Source organism: Janibacter sp. UYMM211, assembly GCF_040547045.1.
Classification (GTDB): Bacteria; Actinomycetota; Actinomycetes; order Actinomycetales; family Dermatophilaceae; genus Marihabitans; species Marihabitans melonis.
In genome coordinates this window covers 1,029,675-1,044,813 of sequence record NZ_JBEPOY010000001.1, presented here as the reverse complement: position 1 = coordinate 1,044,813, position 15,139 = coordinate 1,029,675, and the positions used below count along the sequence as shown (strand labels likewise).

The following is a 15,139-nucleotide window of genomic DNA, read 5'->3' as shown; positions in this document are numbered from 1 at the left end:
TCGACCCCCGACCTGAGACGATGCCGGTGATGACCTCGACCCCCTTCGCCTGGCGCCGGATCGCGCTGCCGGCCTACGGCCCGACCCTCGCCACCGGGGCGGCCACGGGTGCCCTGCTCCCGGTCGCGGCGCTGCGGGCCCACGACGACCTCGGGGCCTCGCTCGCGACCGCCGGGCTCGTCGTGGCGCTCATCGGGGTCGGCCAGCTCTTCGGCGCCCTGCCCGGCGGCGCGCTCGTCGCCCGGCTCGGCGAGCGGCGCGCCCTCGTCCTCGCCGGAGTCGTCGACGTCGTCGCCATCGCGGTCGCGGGCTTCGCGCCGACGCTGTGGCTCATGGCGGTCGGGATGTTCGTCACCGGGCTGGCGAGCAGCGTCTTCTTCCTCGCCCGCCAGGGCTTCATGATCGACGTCCTGCCGCCGGACCGGCTCGCCCGGGGGATGTCGCTCCTCGGCGGCTCGCTGCGTGTCGGCATGCTCCTCGGCCCGGCGGTCGGCGGCGCGGTCGTCGCCGCGACGGGGCTGCAGGGCGCCTTCGGCGTGGCCGTCGCCTTCGCCGCGCTGTCGCTGGCGATCGTCGTGTCGACCCCCGACATCACCGGCTCGCACGAGCGCGCGATGGCCGCCCGCGAGCAGGCGGAGGGCACGCCGACGATGCTTCGGGTGCTGCGCGAGCACTCCCGCGTCCTGCTCACCCTCGGCCTCGGCGTGCTCGTCATCAGCGGGCTGCGCCAGGCGCGGCTGGTCATCCTGCCGTTGTGGGCGACGCAGATCGGGCTCGACGGCGCCCAGAGCTCGGCGGTCTTCGCCGTCGCCGGGGTCGTCGAGCTCTTCCTCGTCTACCCCGCCGGATGGGCGATGGACCGCTTCGGCCGCGCCGCGATCGCCGGCCCGATGAGCTTCTTGCTCGGCGCGACGATGATCGCGCTGCCGCTCGCCACCGACCTCGTCGGGCTCGTCGTCGTCGCGTGCGGCATGGCCGCGGCCAACGGTCTGGGCGCCGGCATCGTCATGACGATCGGCGCCGACAACGCCCCGGCTCTCGGCCGCGCGCAGTTCCTCGGCGGGTGGCGCTTCTGCGGCGAGATCGGCAACGCCGGCGGTGCGCTCGCCGTCGCCGCGCTCACCGGCCTCTTCTCGCTCACCGCCGCCGCCCTCACGCTCGGCCTCGCCGGTCTCGTCGGCTCCGGCTGGGTGACGTACTGGGTGCTCCGAGCGGACCGGCGCCGGCTGCGCGATAGGTCCAGAGCCGATGAGCGGGCACAATCGGTCTCGTGAAGGACCTGGTCGACACCACCGAGATGTACCTCCGCACGATCTTCGAGCTCGAGGAGGAGGGCATCCCTCCGATGCGCGCCCGGATCGCCGAGCGTCTGGGCCACTCCGGCCCGACGGTCTCGCAGACCGTCGCGCGGATGGAGCGCGACGACCTCGTGCACGTCGGGACCGACCGCCGCCTGGTCCTCACCGACCACGGCCGCGTCCTCGCGACCCGGGTCATGCGCAAGCACCGCCTCGCCGAGCTGCTGCTCACCGAGGTCGTCGGCCTCGAGTGGGAGTTCGTCCACGAGGAGGCCTGCCGCTGGGAGCACGTCATGTCCGACCGGGTCGAGCGCAAGATCGTCGGCCTCCTCGGCGAGCACCGCGAGTCGCCCTACGGCAACCCGATCCCCGGGCTCGACGAGCTCCTCGGCGAGACCGAGGTCGACGAGTTCCGCGAGGGTCTGAGCAGCCTCACCGAGGTCGTCGACGGGTCGATGGCCGGCCCCTTCGTCGTGCGCCGTCTCGGCGAGCCGGTCCAGGTCGACGAGGCCGCGCTGCCGCTGCTCACGCTGGCCAAGGTCCGCCCCGGCGCCCGGGTCGTCGTGCGCGACGACGAGGACGACCGTGTCGTCGTCGTCCTCGAGGGCGCCCAGGAGAGCGAAGGGGTGTCGCTGCCCCGCGACGTCGCGAGCCACGTCTTCGTCCAGCCGGCGGAGCCGCTGACCATCTCGTGACACTGCCGTGACCCGAACGTGACTTTCGCTCACGTCGTGTGTACGGTGCTGGAGTCCGTCCACCCCCTGAGGACGGACCGTCGACACGGACCGCCGAGTCCTGCCCCCGTGCCGACGTCCGGCTCCACCACCGGGCAGGAGCGGGGGACCCACCATCGGGGCGAGCGTGCTCGCTCCTCGGGGTGAAGTCCTCCAGGTCGTCGCTCGCGCGGCGTCCTGCTGGGCCGGGTGTCCTCCACCCGAACCCGACAGCTCACCTCGTAGGCATCGAGAGGCACCACTGTGACCGAGCGCAGCCACGGGCGTCACCGCGCCGCCGGACGGTACAACCCCGTCACCGAGCTGACCACCATCGTCTCCGACGCGACGACCCCCCTCGTCAAGGGCGCGGCCGTCGTCGCCGCGTCCGGCGGGCTCATCGCCGCCGTCGCCGTCCCGGCCTCGGCCGCTGACGCCCCCGTCGACCAGGGCCGTCAGGAGGTCGCCGCCGCCGACGTCAGCACCGTCGCGGCCGTGCCCGCCGTCGCCGCCCCGCAGACGACGACCCCCAGCGCCGGTCAGCAGACCTTCGGCGCCCTGACGGTCGGCGCCGTCGAGAAGCCCCAGGGCCCGCCGCCGTGGATGGTCCGCCTCGTGCAGGAGCGTCGCGCCGAGATCGCCGCGGAGCAGCAGGCCGCCCGCGAGCAGGCCGAGCGCGAGCGCGAGCAGGCAGCCGCCGCCGAGCAGGAGCGCCAGGAGGACGAGAGCGCCAGCCGCTCGCAGGAGCGCACCCCCGCCCCGACGCAGACGCCGACGCAGACCCCGACCGAGTCGGCCCCGACGCAGCAGACCGAGACCACGCAGGCCCCGGCCGCGTCGGGCGACGTCATCTCGATCGCCAAGCAGTACATCGGCGTCCCCTACGTCTACGGCGGCACCACCCCGTCCGGCTTCGACTGCTCGGGCTTCACCCAGTACGTCTTCGCCAAGGCCGGCAAGTCGCTGCCGCGCACGACGACCGAGCAGCAGGCCGCCACCACCCCGGTGAGCAACCCGCAGCCCGGTGACCTCGTCTTCTTCGGCTCTCCGGCGTACCACATGGGCATCTACGTCGGCGACGGCATGATGATCGACGCCCCGCGCACCGGGTCCTCGATCTCGGTCCGCCCGATCTTCGACGGGGTCTCCGGCTACGGCCGGGTGAGCTGACACCCCTTCGCTCGACGCCAGCGCGCTCGACACGCTCGAAGGCCCTCGCCACCGGCGGGGGCCTTCGGCGTGTCCTGGCACCATGGGCCGGTGCCCAGCCGTCGCAGCCTCCTCGCCGGGGGCGGCGGTCTGCTCGCGCTCGGTCTGACCGCCGCGGGCAACGACCACCGCGACGGTCAGCGACGCGCGCGCGAGCTGTCCTTCGGCGCGACCGTGGCCACGACGGGGGAGCAGCCGTGGCGTGCGTCGCGGCGCAACGTCTCGGTCGGCGAGCTCGGCCTGCTCGTCCGGGGCCGACGCACGATCGACGGCCCACTCGCCGCCGAGGCGGTCGACGCCCAGGACGCGCTGCTCGCCGGGGTCCCGCTCGACCTCGACGGCCCGCACGGCGGGCTGCTCACCCAGGCCGCACTCGACCTGTGGGTGCTCTCGTGGGGGCTGCCGGTCGCCGTTGCCGGCTGGGAGGGCCGCTGGCGATACGCCTGGCCCCGCGACACCGCTCACGTCGCGGTCGCGCTCCAGGCGCTCGGCGACGCCCCAGCGGCCGTCCGCCAGATGCACGCCCTCTCTCGGCTGGTCGTCGGCGACCACGTCGAGGCCCGGTACCTCCCCGACGGCGGCACCCCCGACGGCCGCCACCCGCAGTCCGACGGCATGGGCTGGGTCCTGTGGTCGGCCGGCCGCACCGTGGACGACTGGCTCGGGTCCTCGGCCCGCGACGACGTCGCCGCGCTCGTGCGCCGGTGCGCCCGGCTCGCCCTGGGCCAGGTCCGCGCGTCCGGCCTGCCCCGGCCGAGCCCGGACTACTGGGAGGTCGACGCCCCCCGTCTCACGCTGGGCACGGCCGCCCCGATCCTCGTCGGTCTCGAGCACGCCGAGCTCGTCCTCGCCCGTCTCGGCGGAGAGGGCGACCTCGAGCTCGCCGACCGGTGCGGTCAGGTCGCCGGGCGTCTCGAGACGGCGATGATCGAGGTCTTCGGGGCCGCCGGCTGGCCGCGGCAGCGGGGCCGCCTCTCGCGCGATGCGTCGATCGCCTTCATGCTCCCGCCCTACCGGGCCGCGGGCCGGGCCGAGGAGAGCCTGCGCTCGGCGCTCGAGTCGGCCAGCCGGCGCATGGCCCGCAGCAACGGCGGCTACGCCCCGGGCGAGGACTGGCGCGGCGACGGCGTCGCCTGGACCCCGGAGGTCGCCCTGCTCGCCGGCGCCTGGGCGAGCTCCGCGGACTCGCACGACCAGGCCCGCGACGCGCTCGGCTGGCTCGCCGTGCACCGGACCCGTGGCGGCTCCCTGCCCGAGAAGGTCCTCCACGACGGCGCCTCCGCCGGACCCGCACCCCTCGCCTGGACCGCGGCCGTCTCCGTGCTCGCGGTCGAGACCCTCGCCGCCACCACCCCCCAGGGCCAGCCCGGTGCCGCGCCGGCCCCGAGCTCGCCGCCCGCCCAGCCCGGTTCCGCGCCCGTCCCGGGCTCCCCGGCCTCGTCCCCCGCCCAGCCGGCACCTCCCGCCCAGCAGGTACCCCCCTTCGGCCCCGCCTGATCCCTGCCGCGCCATCGCTCTACGTCCGTCGGTAGAAGCGGATCGAGACGGATCTGTCCTGTCTGCGGGTGGTGGTGTGCTGCCAGTCGGGTCCGTGGAGCATGCGGTGGTGTCGTCCGCACAGGGGTGCTGCGTCGTCGAGGTCGGTGCTCCCACCCTGTGCCCAGGGGTCGAGGTGGTGGATCTCGCACCAGGCGAAGGGTCGGTCGCACCCGTCGGCGGCGCATTGGTCGTAGCGGGTGGTGAGGGCGAGGCGTTGTGCTTCGGTGTGGAGCCGGCGTTGGCGGCCGAGGTCGAGGGGCTGGGAGGCGCCGTCGAGGACGGCGGGGATGATGCCGGCGGCGCACGCCATGCGGCGGGTGGTGCCGGCGTCGAGGTGGTCGCCGGCGTCGGTGCGTCCGGCTCGGGTGAGCTGGCCGCGCAGGTCCTCGAGCCGGGTGGTGACCAGCAGGGTGGCGGCGATCTTGGTGGAGAGGTGGTCGGTGGGGATGCGGTGGAGGAGGTCGGCCAGGGCGAGTCCGCGGCGGTGCTGCCAGTCGAGCTGGTCGACCCGCGTGTCGCCGGTGAGGGCGGCGAGGTCGCTGGGTGCGGTGCCGACGGCGCCGCCGGTGGTGGTGGTGCGACGGGGTGCGGTCATGGCGTCGATGACCTTCTTGAGGATGATGCCGCTGGCCCAGGGGACGGTGAAGTGGCCGGTCATGGTGCCGTCGGAGTTGTCCTTGATCCAGAAGGCTGCGGCCTCGACCGCGCGGGCTTCTTCGTCGGCGAGCACGGACTCCTCGTGGGCGTCGACGACGTCCTCGTCGGGCTCGACGGTCTCGAGGACGCGTCTGGCGTGCCGTCTCAGCACCGCCGGGGCGTGGCTGGTGGCGAGGCTCAGCAGCTCCGTCTCGCACTGCCGCCGTGCGTCGGTGCCGAGCCCCTCGGGCAGCTCGGCCATCGCGCCGGTGATGACGCGGGCGTGCTCGGCGCTGATCCTCCCGTCGTCCAGAGCGGCCGCGGTCTGTGCGAGGTCTGGCTCGGGCGGGGGAGCGACGAGGCTCAGCACCCCGTCGCCCGCGGCGGCGGCGGTCGGGTCGTCCGCGCTGGGAGCCGTCGGCGCGCTGAGGGCGGCGGCCAGGCGGACGTCGCGCGAGGCGGGCCGCCTGTCGCCGTTCGTCGTCTGCGCGAGCCACGCCCCGGTGTCGGTGTGCCCGGTGCGCTCGGCCACGCGCACGGAGTCCGCCCGGGCGACGAGGCGCAGCCGCGCGGAGTCGACGCGCCGCGCCAGCCGCTCGACCTCGGCCACATCTGCTCGCAGCGTCCGACCCGCCGTGCGCTCGTCACGAGCGATCGCCTCGAGCAGCCGGTCCACCCCGGCGTGGACCTCGTCGAGAAGCGCCGGCACACCCCCTTCGCCCGGGTGGGACCCGGGATCTGGGAGCTGCGGCATCGTCGCCATGACTCCACGATATCGAACAGGTGTTCGAACAGGCCAGACCCTGTCGACGAACGGTCGACGGCCCTAGCCTGGGCGCACCCGACCCAGGAGGACCGATGAGCCCGAGCCCCGGACCCGGCCGTGAGCGGCAGAGCAAGATCTACCGTGACGGGGTGGTGGGCGACCGGCCGGCGGTGCCGACCCACGCGGCCGGGCTCGAGGAGGCGGCCGAGTCGGCGATGAGCCGCCGCGCCTGGGCCTACGTCGCCGGTGGCGCGGGCGAAGGGCGCACGATGCGCAACAACCGCGAGGCCTTCGACCGGTGGGCGATCGTCCCCCGGATGCTCGCCGGTGCGGCCGACCGCGACCTCTCCCGCACCGTCCTCGGGACGCGGCTGCCCGCCCCCTTCGCCCTCGCGCCCGTGGGTGCCGGTCAGCTCGTCCACCGCGACGCCGACCTCGTCACCGCGCGCGCGGCGGCCGCGACCGGGGTGCCCTACGTCTTCACCAACCAGGGCGGGACGCCGCTGGAGGAGACCGCTGCGGCGATGGGCGCGACCCCGCACTGGATGCAGCTGTACTGGAGCACCGACGAGGGGCTCGTCGACAGCATCATCGGCCGCGCGGAGGCAGCCGGCGCGAAGGCGCTCGTCGTCACGCTCGACACGACCGTGCTCGGGTGGCGACCGCAGGACCTCGACCTCGGCTCCCTCCCCTTCGCCCGAGGTCAGGGGCTCGGGCAGTACACGAGCGACGAGCACTTCATGGGTCTCGTCGACGAGCGGGTGGCCGTTGCGGCGAAGGGGGAGCCCGCCGAGCGCCCGAAGGTCACCCCGTCGGCGATCCGGTCGTTGCTGTCGATCACACGGCACCACCCGGGACGCCTCCGCGACAACCTGCGCTCACCGCGGCCGCGGGCGGCGGTCGAGACCTTCCTCGAGACGTACTCGAACCCGCGGCTGTCCTGGGACCACATCGCCACCCTGCGGGACCGGACCACGCTGCCGGTCGTGCTCAAGGGCATCCTGCACCCCGACGACGCGCGCCGCGCCCTCGGCCTCGGCGTCGACGGCATCGTCGTCTCCAACCACGGCGGGCGGCAGGTGGACAGCTCCGTCGCGTCGCTGGACGCCCTCGTGCGGGTGCGCGACGCCGTCGGGCCGGACGCGACGGTGCTCATGGACAGCGGGATCCGCACGGGCGCGGACGTCTTCGTCGCGCTCGCCCTCGGCGCCGATGCCGTGCTGCTCGGACGGCCGTACATGTACGGGATGGCGATCGCGGGTCAGCGCGGTGTCGAAGAGGTCATCGCCAACGTCGTCGCCGAGCTCGACCTGACGATGGCGCTCGCGGGGGTGGCGGACCTGGCGTCGATCACGCGAGACGTGCTGGTGGAGCGGTGAGGAGACTCATCGCGACCGCGGTGGTGGTCACGTGCTCGGGTGCCGCCGCGGCGTGCGGCGGGCCACCGGCGCTCGACGTCGGGCAGGGCGGCGAGTCCACGCTGTGCACGAGCGCCTCGCGCCCCGGCGACTGGACGGTCGCGAGCCACACGGCCGACGCGAGCACCGACCTCGAGATCGAGGAGCTCGAGCTGGTGGGCGCCGACGGGGTGCGGCTCGAGGAGTCGTCGCTGTCGACGCTGGACGGGCCGACGACGATCCCCGGGACCTCGCCGGGGTGGCCCGGTGAGCTCGTCGACGTGGACGGCCCGATCTGGCGGGACCGCCGGCAGGCGGAGGGGGAGACGATGGCGAAGGGGGAGAGCCGGGTCCTCGTCCTCCGCGTGGCCGTCGAGGAGGTCCCGGCGACGCTCGAGGGCATCCGCGTGCACTACCGGTCCGGGTGGCGCGGTCGCGCCGCGGACACGTCCATGAGGATCGAGTGGCGGGAGACCTGCGGGCCGTGAGGCGGCGTCTCACCTCTCGCGCTGGGTCCAGCGGAACCAGGAGAAGAGGGTGATCGCCCCGACGAGGAGCATGAGGGGTGCGATGACGATCATCGCGATGTCGGCGGCGTTCCCCTCGAGGGTGAGCCGAGCCGTCCAGTAGACGGCGATGATGACGAACATCGCGATGGACCACTTGCGGTAGGTCGGCATGGGCGCAGTCTGCCGGGTGCGCTGTGGGCTTCAGTCATGGGTGCGTCCACGACGCGGCCCCACGGGCCGCTCCGGGACGTCGAAGGGGGCAGTCGGACGACCCAGGGACCGCGGCGTCGATCGTGCTGGGCGCCCCGATGCGTCAGCGAGGCTTGGCCACGAGGAGGGACACGCAGGCCGCCGCGACGACGAGCAGCGGCAGCACCGAGATCCACAGTCCGAAGGTCATGAGCACACACAAGCCGGTCGGCTCAGAGACCGGCAACACGTTGTCCAGTCTTCGGGGTCGGTTCAACCTCGAGACGTGGGCGCGGCGCGACGCTGCGACGCGCCAGGGCGCAAGACCTGCTGCGCGCAGATCTGGCGTCAGGGCGCAAGACCTGCTGCGCGCAGATCTGGCGTCAGGGCGCAAGACCTGCTGCGCGCAGATCTGGGCGATCGCCAACGCCGTCAGTCGTCGTTCGGACTTACGCATGACGCCCACCGAGCCCGGCACTCCCGCTATCTGGCCGGTCACGCATCCTGCGTTCACCGTGCTCACCGGGGCCGGATCGGCGACCACGGTGTCCCCGCAGGGGAAGCCGCCTCCGAACGTGGTCGACATCTCGAGCCTGCCGTGGACGCACTTCACCAGGTCATGCTGCAGGTCGACGGCGGCACCCGCCATCCGCTGCCCACCTTCACCATCGGCTGGCACGTCGAACGCGACGGTCGCACGTACATGCCGCTGGCGATCCAGGTGCACCAGGCAGCCGCGGACGGGTCCACACCGCGCGACTCGTCGAGGACATCCGGGGAGCGCATGGCAGCGCCGGAATGGGCAGGAGAGGAGTCACCCCGTAGCCCTGACTGGATCCACCGGCCTTCGCGGGCGTGGGGGAGGAGGCTTCCCCGACCTGGTAGACGATTGATCATCGGCGTCATCGTAGAGATGCCTAGGATCATCGACGATCCTTCGGTGCAGCGCTCTGCCTGTCTGGGCACCGGTAGCCGAGTCGAGGGCGCGAGACCCGTCACTCACCCCACTCTGCTCGAGCAGGTCCCTGACAGGAACAGCGCACGGGTCCAGTTGATCAGCTCCATCACATCCGGCTCACTGATCCCCGCGACGCCCGGGACCCAGATCCAACGATGATGCCTGTTGCCGAGCACTCCGTAGCGAGGTGACAGCAGGGTGCGCAGCTCGTGCGGGAGGCGCTGGTTGACGGTCGTCATCCCAGACGGGGCCAGCGGCATGAGCGCTCGACGCTCGTAGGCGTTATTGCTCGAGGAGCGCACCATCGTGTAACGCGCTGGTTCGAAGTCCGACCAGGGGATCGGGCCGACGCCACGCAGTGTGAGCCCTCGGGCCTCGAGTCGAACAGGAAGCCCCTCGGCCTGCTTGTATCGCGCTTGTCTGCGCTTGGCCGAGACAAGACACAGGAAGACGACCGTGAGCAGCCCGAGGACGGTGATGAGGCCGATCAGGGTCGCGATCGTCAGGCGGACACCAGTCATGAATGCCGCCGCGGCGAACACGACGCCCCCGCATGCCAGCAGGGCCACAAGGATCATGAGGATCACGATCAAGACGCCCAGCACCTTGGTACGGAGCGCAGGCGCCCCGGGAAGTTGCACGTGGCCCGCCACCTGTATCGCGTGGGCCGCCTGGGCGACTGGGTGTCGCTGTTCGTGACCTGTCACGGTCTACTTCCTGCCGCGACTCCCGCCCTTGGCGGAAGGTCGCACGAGCACGACAACCCCTGATATCGAGGGCTGTCCACCACATCGAGATGGTCGGGGGGCCGCGTCAGACCTCCAGCGTCTTTGTCTTTCATCGGGCTGCGGGGTGGGTGCTCTAGCCCGATGAGCCGTGGCTGGTGACTTCCCCGACGGGGGTGATGCGTTGTCCGGTCTCGGAGTAGTGCGCGGTGCCGAGGTCGGAGTGCCATGCCACGACCCCTTGGGGGTTGTTCGAGATGGCTTGCATGATCTCGCGGTCGTTCTGAGCGGTGAGGACCTGCCCGGTGGCAGTGCCTGAGGACAGCGGGCTGATGACGTCGCCGGCGCGATCGGGGTTGGCCTCGATGTAGGCCAGGACCTGCTCACCGGTGACCGTCCCGCCCGCGTCGGGGAAATCGGGGAACTCGTCGGGGTAGGCGGTGATCCTGGCCGCAGCGGTGTCGGCGGCCTGGGAACGCATCGACTGCAGGTCGGCGTGGTCGTAGCTGATGACGACGTTCTGCTCGCCGGTCACCGTGGTGGGCTGCCCGGCATAGGCGTCGTTGAAGGTCGTGGCCACGCTCGGGTCGACGCTGTCGACGCGCACCTGGTAGGTCGAACCGGCCTCGTCGTAGTTGCCAGCGGCGTCGTACTGAGCGCTACCGCTGACGACCGAGCCGTTGTTGGCATCGCCCGACCAGTCCACGGTGGTGGTGCCGTCGGCGTGGGTGCGTTGCACGGCCGACATGCTGCGCTCGTCGCTGACCCCGGCCTCGAGGGCTCCGACCTCGATGGCGAGGTCGTTCGAGCGAGAGATGTCGAGGACCTGCACCTGCGCGACATCACTGACCCCGGAGGTGCTCGGCTCAGGCATCCGCCCCCCGAAGACCATGTCGTAGTAGGCCTGCTGTGCGGCCGGGTCGGACATGTCGAAGGTGACCTCGACACCCTCACCGGTCGACATCGAGGACGATGCCCCTGCCGAGACCGGGCCGTACCCCAGACGTGTCATCGCCTCGCGGTACTGCTCATCGGAGATGGTGACGATGACGGTGTCGCCCTCTCCGCGCACGATCTCCACCCCGTTCCCCACCCCGGTGGTCCCTCCGAGCTCGAGCTCGAGCCCTCGGAACGCGCTCTCCAGCCCCCAGGAGCCGTACGCCCGGGCGTCGAGGCTGATCGAGGCCCCTTCGGGCAACGCTGTCGGGTCCAGCGGGCTGTACTGCGTGGGGTCGAAGGACCCGTCGCTGGGTCCGGTGACCGAGTAGGAGCCCTCCGTGCCCACAGCAGTGCCGCCGCCGGCACCGGTGCCCTTGAGCTTCTTCTCGATCTCGACGGAAGCCTCGGTCGTCGTCGTCACCGTCGTGGTGCGCACGCTGCGGCCCTGCGCGTCGACCCCCTCGTCGGACACCGCGACCGTCGAGCCCTGAGTCACCGTGACCGGGCCGGCCTTCTTCTCCCCTGTCGTCGTCGCCGACACCGCCGGCCCATCACCGCCCTGACCGTTGGTCGCCCCGTCCTCGATGACGTGATCTCGCCCGGCTCCTCCACCGTCGTGGCTGTACGTCATGGCCTGCATGAGTGGGCCGGTCCCGCTCCTCGTCGGGCCACCGTCTCGGCGGTCGCTCAAGGGGCGGCCGCCTTGTGCGGCGAGCCTTCCGGAGGCAGAGCGCCCGGCGAACGCGGCACCACCGCCGGGCACCATCGACTCAGTGCTGCCACGCCGGCTGCTGCCCTCCCCAGAGGCCGCGCGCTGCTGTTGCGCCTGAGCGTCAAGCCGTCCAGCGAATCTGGTCAACCCATCCCCGGCGTCGGCGACCGTCGGGCGGAGATGGTCGGCCCGATGCAGCAGCACTTCGCTGTCCGGGCCTGCCCACGCCTCGCGCAGCACCGCGGCAGCGCTGGCCAGCTCGTCCCCGACAGCCGTGGTGCGTTGACCCTGCAGACGCAGTCCCTCGGCGATCGACTCCAGCTGCTGTGCATCAGCTCCATGGCTAACCCCAGACACGCGTGCAAGCCCTCCCTCGGTTACGTGCAATGCAGCACCATGCTGCCAGGTGTCCCGGAGGAGTGACATGGGCAGAGCTCCCCCGGTCGAGCTACATGATCTGACCATCGCCGTGAGCGGGTAAGCCCCACGGCCCGGTCGCAGCCGCTGCACGGATAGGTGCATCTGATCTGTGGCGCCGAGATGTGCCGCTGGAAGGATGTGCGCTGTGCCCAAGCCCTGCCCCACGGAGTTCCACGACGACGTGGTCCGTGTCGTCGCGAGATCGTGAGCCCGGCCAGCACCGCAGGCAGGTCGCCGCCGACTTCGGCATCAGCGAGTCGTGCCTGACGAACTGGCTGGCCAAGGCCGATGTCGAGGACGGTGTCAGGCCCGGGACCACCAGTGAGGACGACGCCGACCTGCGTGAGGCCGAGCGGCGGATCAGGTTGCCGGAGCAGGAGAACGAGGTCTTGCGCCGCGCCGCGGCGTATATCTCCCAGGGCGAACCTGCCGGAAGAATGATGTTCCTCCGCGAGCGGGAGGTGCCCCCACCGCTCGTCCGCGAGCTGGCCGCACCCCTCTCGCAGCTGCGCGAGAACAGAGCTGATTGCCGTGATGCGGGGCAGTACGCCGCAAGATGCTTGTCATCCCGATCGACTGGAAAGAGGCGAGATGCGAGAACTGGCTTGGTCTGAAGGGGTGTGGACGACGCCCCCTGCCCATGTGGTCCGTGGTGAAGATGGGTTGTTCGTGACTGCCTCGCAAGGCAGCGACGCATGGCGGGTGACCTCCTATGGCTTCGTGCACGACTCCGAGCATGCTCTTCTCGTCCCATTCCCGATCGATACAGCGGTCGAGGTCACCTTCCGGCTCGATTTCACCGAGCAGTTCGACCAAGCCGGCGTGTTCGTGAGAGTCGATGACGAGCACTGGACGAAAGCGGGGATCGAACGCAGTGACGGCGTTGACGGCCTCGGCGCCGTCGTCACCCGCGGAACATCAGACTGGTCCCTAGCTCCCGTCCCTGGCTGGAGCGGGCAACTCGTCACCATGCGAGTCAGTCGCACCGGCGACGCTCTGACGGTTCGTGCGCGCACCGAGATCTCGCCGTGGCAGCTCGTACGAGTCGCCCCCCTGGACCCTGCGGCGACAGCGGCTGCCGGCCCCTTCTGCTGTGCTCCGACACGGGCCGGTTTGACTGTGCACTTCACATCGTGGAGCGTCGGTGCCGCCGACTCTTCGCTGCACCAGGCCAGCCCATGATCCGTAGATACGGATCTCGTCGGGCACGTTGGTGAACATGCCCGCGTCGACCACTGCCCACCGGTGAGAACGACGAGATGTAGATGACCCTCGCCGAGGGCTACGAGACCGGCTCGGTCGCCCTCGGGATCCGAGAAGGCCGGACCTCAACTGCCGCGCCCTCAGCATCCACTGACGTCGCTTCTGTCTACCCCGACGGGCATGGCCACCGTCGCCGCGCGCGTGAAAAAAGGGGTCGGGAGTGGCGCCCGTGCTCGTCCTCGGCGGCTCCGCCAGGCCCACCATCAAGCCCCCCCAACCGCTGGGGGTCGAGGAGGCCAGCAGCGGCGCGCCTTCGTGCCGGGGGGGGGCCGACGGTTCAGCGACCTTCCTCGGCGGCGTCCCCGGGGAGCCCGTGGTAGCGAAGATTAGAACTGCCGAGTACGGCAGAGACAAGCCACCGCGCTCCCACGCCTGGATGATCGGCACCCAGGCGATCTCGGGGTCGCCGTGCTCGTCGAGGACGGCCCGGGCGGTGCCTCTACCGCCGGCCCCCTGCTGGAGGAGTACCTGCGCCAGGTCCAGCAGTGACCACCCCACCCGCCTTCGCTCCTCGGCTGGTCGAGGGGGTGGGGGTGCGACGAGTGGTGCTTGCTGCGATGATGCGGATCGACGCAGCCATCGGTGCGATCGCGCACACCGCCGCCCACCCATTGCGGTAATCGAAGAATCGCGCCGAGGCGTCAGTGACGGGGTGTGACCCCGAGGCCGAGGAGAGAGCAGAGCTCGAACAACCCGTCAGCGGGCGACACCCCATGCCGTGGGCGCCCGATCGCCGGGCGTCTCAGCGTTGGCGAGGACCCTCGCGGCGCCACGCGACGAAGGCGACCACCGCGCACACCAGCGTGAGGATGCCCAGAGCGACGCCGAAGATCGTCTCAGCGTCCCCGTCGAGCGTGGCCATGACGACCCAGCGCAGCACCGTGAAGGTGATGGCGACGAGCAACCACTTCTCGTGAGTCCGCATGGCGGCAGTCTGCCTCCTCCGGCGGTGGCGCCGGACCAGTCGCGGTGCACGTACCCTGGTCCGGTGCCGCTCCCGGGAGCGGCCGGCCCTCGTAGCTCAGGGGAAGAGCACTTCTCTCCTAAAGAAGGTGTCGCAAGTTCGAATCTTGCCGGGGGCACCGCCATTTACCGGGGATCTTCAGCCTCGCTGACCTCTTGAGACCGGCTTCGTGGCCGGGTTTTGGCCGTGTCATCCGCCATGAGTGCCCCGCCCAGCCCGCCGAGAGCCCTTCGACGCCGCGGACGCCGCCAGCAGCACCCGAGGCGTCGAGCGGCGTACTGAGGACGCTGTGACGCACGTCGCCCCCCGCACTCGCTCCACGCAGAACGAGAGGCGGGGGGCCAGGACCCTCGCGAGGACGGTCCGAGGGCGCTCACATCAGCGTCGGCCTGTGACCGCCTTGACGACGAAGAGCAGGATCACAGCGCCGAGGAGCGCGGTGAGGAAGCTGAAGATGATCCCAGCGCCTTCCACGTCGACGCCGATGAGGCTGAGCAGGAAGCCGCCGAGCAGACCGCCGACGATGCCGACGACGATGTTCAGCGGGATGCCCATCTGGGCGTCGGTGCCCATGAACTTGCTTGCGATCCAGCCAGCGAGGCCGCCGATCACGATCCAACCGATGAAGCCGAGTCCGAGCACAACAATCACACCTTTCACATCAGAAACACACACAACACTTGCGGGCCGACGATAGGCGGTGTAAGGGGTCTCCGAGGCTCTTGGGCCGGGGTCAATCTGCACGCGCCCCTGAGTTGGGGTCCTTTCCGCTGCCGGGGAGGGCTCCCCCTGGCTGGTCCGGATGCGTGATGGCAGCATCGGGCGTCAACCAGGTGACGCAGGGCATCGACGTCGTCGGCAGGGATCCGGCTGACTACCGCGGCGCTGCTTCTGTCCCGCAC

15 protein-coding genes, 1 tRNA gene and 1 riboswitch are annotated in these 15,139 nt (G+C 71.6%); of the genes, 9 read left to right on the top strand and 7 right to left on the bottom strand.

Going from position 1 to position 15,139, the window contains the following annotated elements:
• The first annotated feature begins 29 nt into the window (after window positions 1-29).
• The 4 genes from ABIB53_RS04835 (at window position 30) to ABIB53_RS04820 (ending at window position 4,717) form a co-directional block, all read left to right on the top strand.
• Window positions 30-1,274, top strand: coding sequence for an MFS transporter (locus ABIB53_RS04835; RefSeq protein WP_354587317.1), 1,245 nt, complete (start codon window positions 30-32; stop codon window positions 1,272-1,274).
• Window positions 1,271-1,993 carry an iron-dependent transcriptional repressor DtxR gene (locus ABIB53_RS04830; RefSeq protein ID WP_123093701.1) on the top strand — a complete coding sequence of 241 codons (723 nt, stop codon included), beginning with the start codon at window positions 1,271-1,273 and terminating at the stop codon, window positions 1,991-1,993. The genes ABIB53_RS04835 and ABIB53_RS04830 overlap by 4 nt, the downstream gene beginning before the upstream one ends.
• 109 nt (window positions 1,994-2,102) lie before the next feature.
• A riboswitch (cyclic di-AMP (ydaO/yuaA leader) is annotated at window positions 2,103-2,267 on the top strand.
• Between the two features lie 8 nt (window positions 2,268-2,275).
• Window positions 2,276-3,181: a C40 family peptidase gene (locus tag ABIB53_RS04825; protein ID WP_328796789.1), complete on the top strand. Its 906-nt coding sequence runs from the start codon at window positions 2,276-2,278 to the stop codon at window positions 3,179-3,181.
• Between the two features lie 90 nt (window positions 3,182-3,271).
• Window positions 3,272-4,717 (top strand): glycoside hydrolase family 15 protein, encoded by a 1,446-nt coding sequence (locus ABIB53_RS04820; protein WP_354587316.1) that lies wholly within the window; start codon window positions 3,272-3,274, stop codon window positions 4,715-4,717.
• A 19-nt stretch (window positions 4,718-4,736) separates the two neighbouring features.
• Here the strand turns inward: ABIB53_RS04820 and ABIB53_RS04815 are convergent, their stop codons facing one another.
• Window positions 4,737-6,158, bottom strand: coding sequence for an HNH endonuclease signature motif containing protein (locus ABIB53_RS04815; RefSeq protein WP_354587315.1), 1,422 nt, complete (start codon window positions 6,156-6,158; stop codon window positions 4,737-4,739).
• Between the two features lie 95 nt (window positions 6,159-6,253).
• Here ABIB53_RS04815 and ABIB53_RS04810 point away from each other — a divergent pair, with 95 nt between their 5' ends.
• Window positions 6,254-7,540: an alpha-hydroxy-acid oxidizing protein gene (locus ABIB53_RS04810; RefSeq protein WP_354587314.1), complete on the top strand. Its 1,287-nt coding sequence runs from the start codon at window positions 6,254-6,256 to the stop codon at window positions 7,538-7,540.
• On the top strand, window positions 7,537-8,046 hold the full coding sequence (locus tag ABIB53_RS04805; RefSeq protein WP_354587313.1) for a hypothetical protein: 510 nt from the start codon (window positions 7,537-7,539) through the stop codon (window positions 8,044-8,046). The genes ABIB53_RS04810 and ABIB53_RS04805 overlap by 4 nt, the downstream gene beginning before the upstream one ends.
• A 9-nt stretch (window positions 8,047-8,055) precedes the next feature.
• On the opposite strand, the gene ABIB53_RS04800 is transcribed toward ABIB53_RS04805, so the two are convergent.
• The 4 genes from ABIB53_RS04800 to ABIB53_RS04780 all read right to left on the bottom strand — a co-directional run bounded on the left by ABIB53_RS04800 (window position 8,056) and on the right by ABIB53_RS04780 (window position 12,016).
• Window positions 8,056-8,238, bottom strand: a complete 183-nt coding sequence (locus tag ABIB53_RS04800) for a hypothetical protein (protein ID WP_354587312.1) — start codon at window positions 8,236-8,238, stop codon at window positions 8,056-8,058.
• 142 nt (window positions 8,239-8,380) lie between these two features.
• Window positions 8,381-8,905 (bottom strand): hypothetical protein, encoded by a 525-nt coding sequence (locus ABIB53_RS16245; RefSeq protein ID WP_502914624.1) that lies wholly within the window; start codon window positions 8,903-8,905, stop codon window positions 8,381-8,383.
• A 350-nt stretch (window positions 8,906-9,255) separates the two neighbouring features.
• The gene (locus ABIB53_RS04785; RefSeq protein ID WP_354587309.1) at window positions 9,256-9,807 is read right to left on the bottom strand and encodes a hypothetical protein; all 552 of its coding nucleotides are present in this window, start codon (window positions 9,805-9,807) and stop codon (window positions 9,256-9,258) included.
• A 268-nt stretch (window positions 9,808-10,075) separates the two neighbouring features.
• Window positions 10,076-12,016: a hypothetical protein gene (locus tag ABIB53_RS04780; protein ID WP_354587308.1), complete on the bottom strand. Its 1,941-nt coding sequence runs from the start codon at window positions 12,014-12,016 to the stop codon at window positions 10,076-10,078.
• A 182-nt stretch (window positions 12,017-12,198) separates the two neighbouring features.
• On the opposite strand from ABIB53_RS04780, the gene ABIB53_RS04775 reads away from it, so the two are divergent.
• Window positions 12,199-12,624 (top strand): hypothetical protein, encoded by a 426-nt coding sequence (locus tag ABIB53_RS04775; protein ID WP_354587306.1) that lies wholly within the window; start codon window positions 12,199-12,201, stop codon window positions 12,622-12,624.
• The gene (locus ABIB53_RS04770; RefSeq protein ID WP_354587305.1) at window positions 12,602-13,192 is read left to right on the top strand and encodes a DUF1349 domain-containing protein; all 591 of its coding nucleotides are present in this window, start codon (window positions 12,602-12,604) and stop codon (window positions 13,190-13,192) included. Before ABIB53_RS04775 ends, ABIB53_RS04770 begins: the two co-directional genes overlap by 23 nt.
• Before the next feature lie 823 nt (window positions 13,193-14,015).
• On the opposite strand, the gene ABIB53_RS04765 is transcribed toward ABIB53_RS04770, so the two are convergent.
• Entirely contained in the window at window positions 14,016-14,198 is a 183-nt protein-coding gene (locus ABIB53_RS04765; protein WP_354587304.1) for a hypothetical protein, read from the bottom strand.
• Between the two features lie 85 nt (window positions 14,199-14,283).
• Between ABIB53_RS04765 and ABIB53_RS04760 the strand changes: the two genes are divergently transcribed.
• Window positions 14,284-14,355: transfer RNA gene (locus ABIB53_RS04760), tRNA-Arg, on the top strand.
• 260 nt (window positions 14,356-14,615) lie between these two features.
• Here the strand turns inward: ABIB53_RS04760 and ABIB53_RS04755 are convergent.
• Window positions 14,616-14,879 (bottom strand): GlsB/YeaQ/YmgE family stress response membrane protein, encoded by a 264-nt coding sequence (locus tag ABIB53_RS04755; RefSeq protein WP_068276707.1) that lies wholly within the window; start codon window positions 14,877-14,879, stop codon window positions 14,616-14,618.
• Between the last annotated feature and the right edge of the window lie 260 nt (window positions 14,880-15,139).

What these genes read in the sequence shown, in the direction of transcription:
- ABIB53_RS04810 (WP_354587314.1), top strand. Translation starts at nt 6,254, where the DNA reads ATGAGCCCGAGCCCCGGACCCGGCCGTGAGCGGCAGAGCAAGATCTAC.
- ABIB53_RS04765 (WP_354587304.1), bottom strand. Translation starts at nt 14,198, where the DNA reads ATGCGGACTCACGAGAAGTGGTTGCTCGTCGCCATCACCTTCACGGTG.
- ABIB53_RS16245 (WP_502914624.1), bottom strand. Translation starts at nt 8,905, where the DNA reads ATGGCGGGTGCCGCCGTCGACCTGCAGCATGACCTGGTGAAGTGCGTC.
- ABIB53_RS04800 (WP_354587312.1), bottom strand. Translation starts at nt 8,238, where the DNA reads ATGCCGACCTACCGCAAGTGGTCCATCGCGATGTTCGTCATCATCGCC.
- ABIB53_RS04835 (WP_354587317.1), top strand. Translation starts at nt 30, where the DNA reads ATGACCTCGACCCCCTTCGCCTGGCGCCGGATCGCGCTGCCGGCCTAC.
- ABIB53_RS04780 (WP_354587308.1), bottom strand. Translation starts at nt 12,016, where the DNA reads ATGTCACTCCTCCGGGACACCTGGCAGCATGGTGCTGCATTGCACGTA.
- ABIB53_RS04815 (WP_354587315.1), bottom strand. Translation starts at nt 6,158, where the DNA reads ATGGCGACGATGCCGCAGCTCCCAGATCCCGGGTCCCACCCGGGCGAA.
- ABIB53_RS04770 (WP_354587305.1), top strand. Translation starts at nt 12,602, where the DNA reads ATGCGAGAACTGGCTTGGTCTGAAGGGGTGTGGACGACGCCCCCTGCC.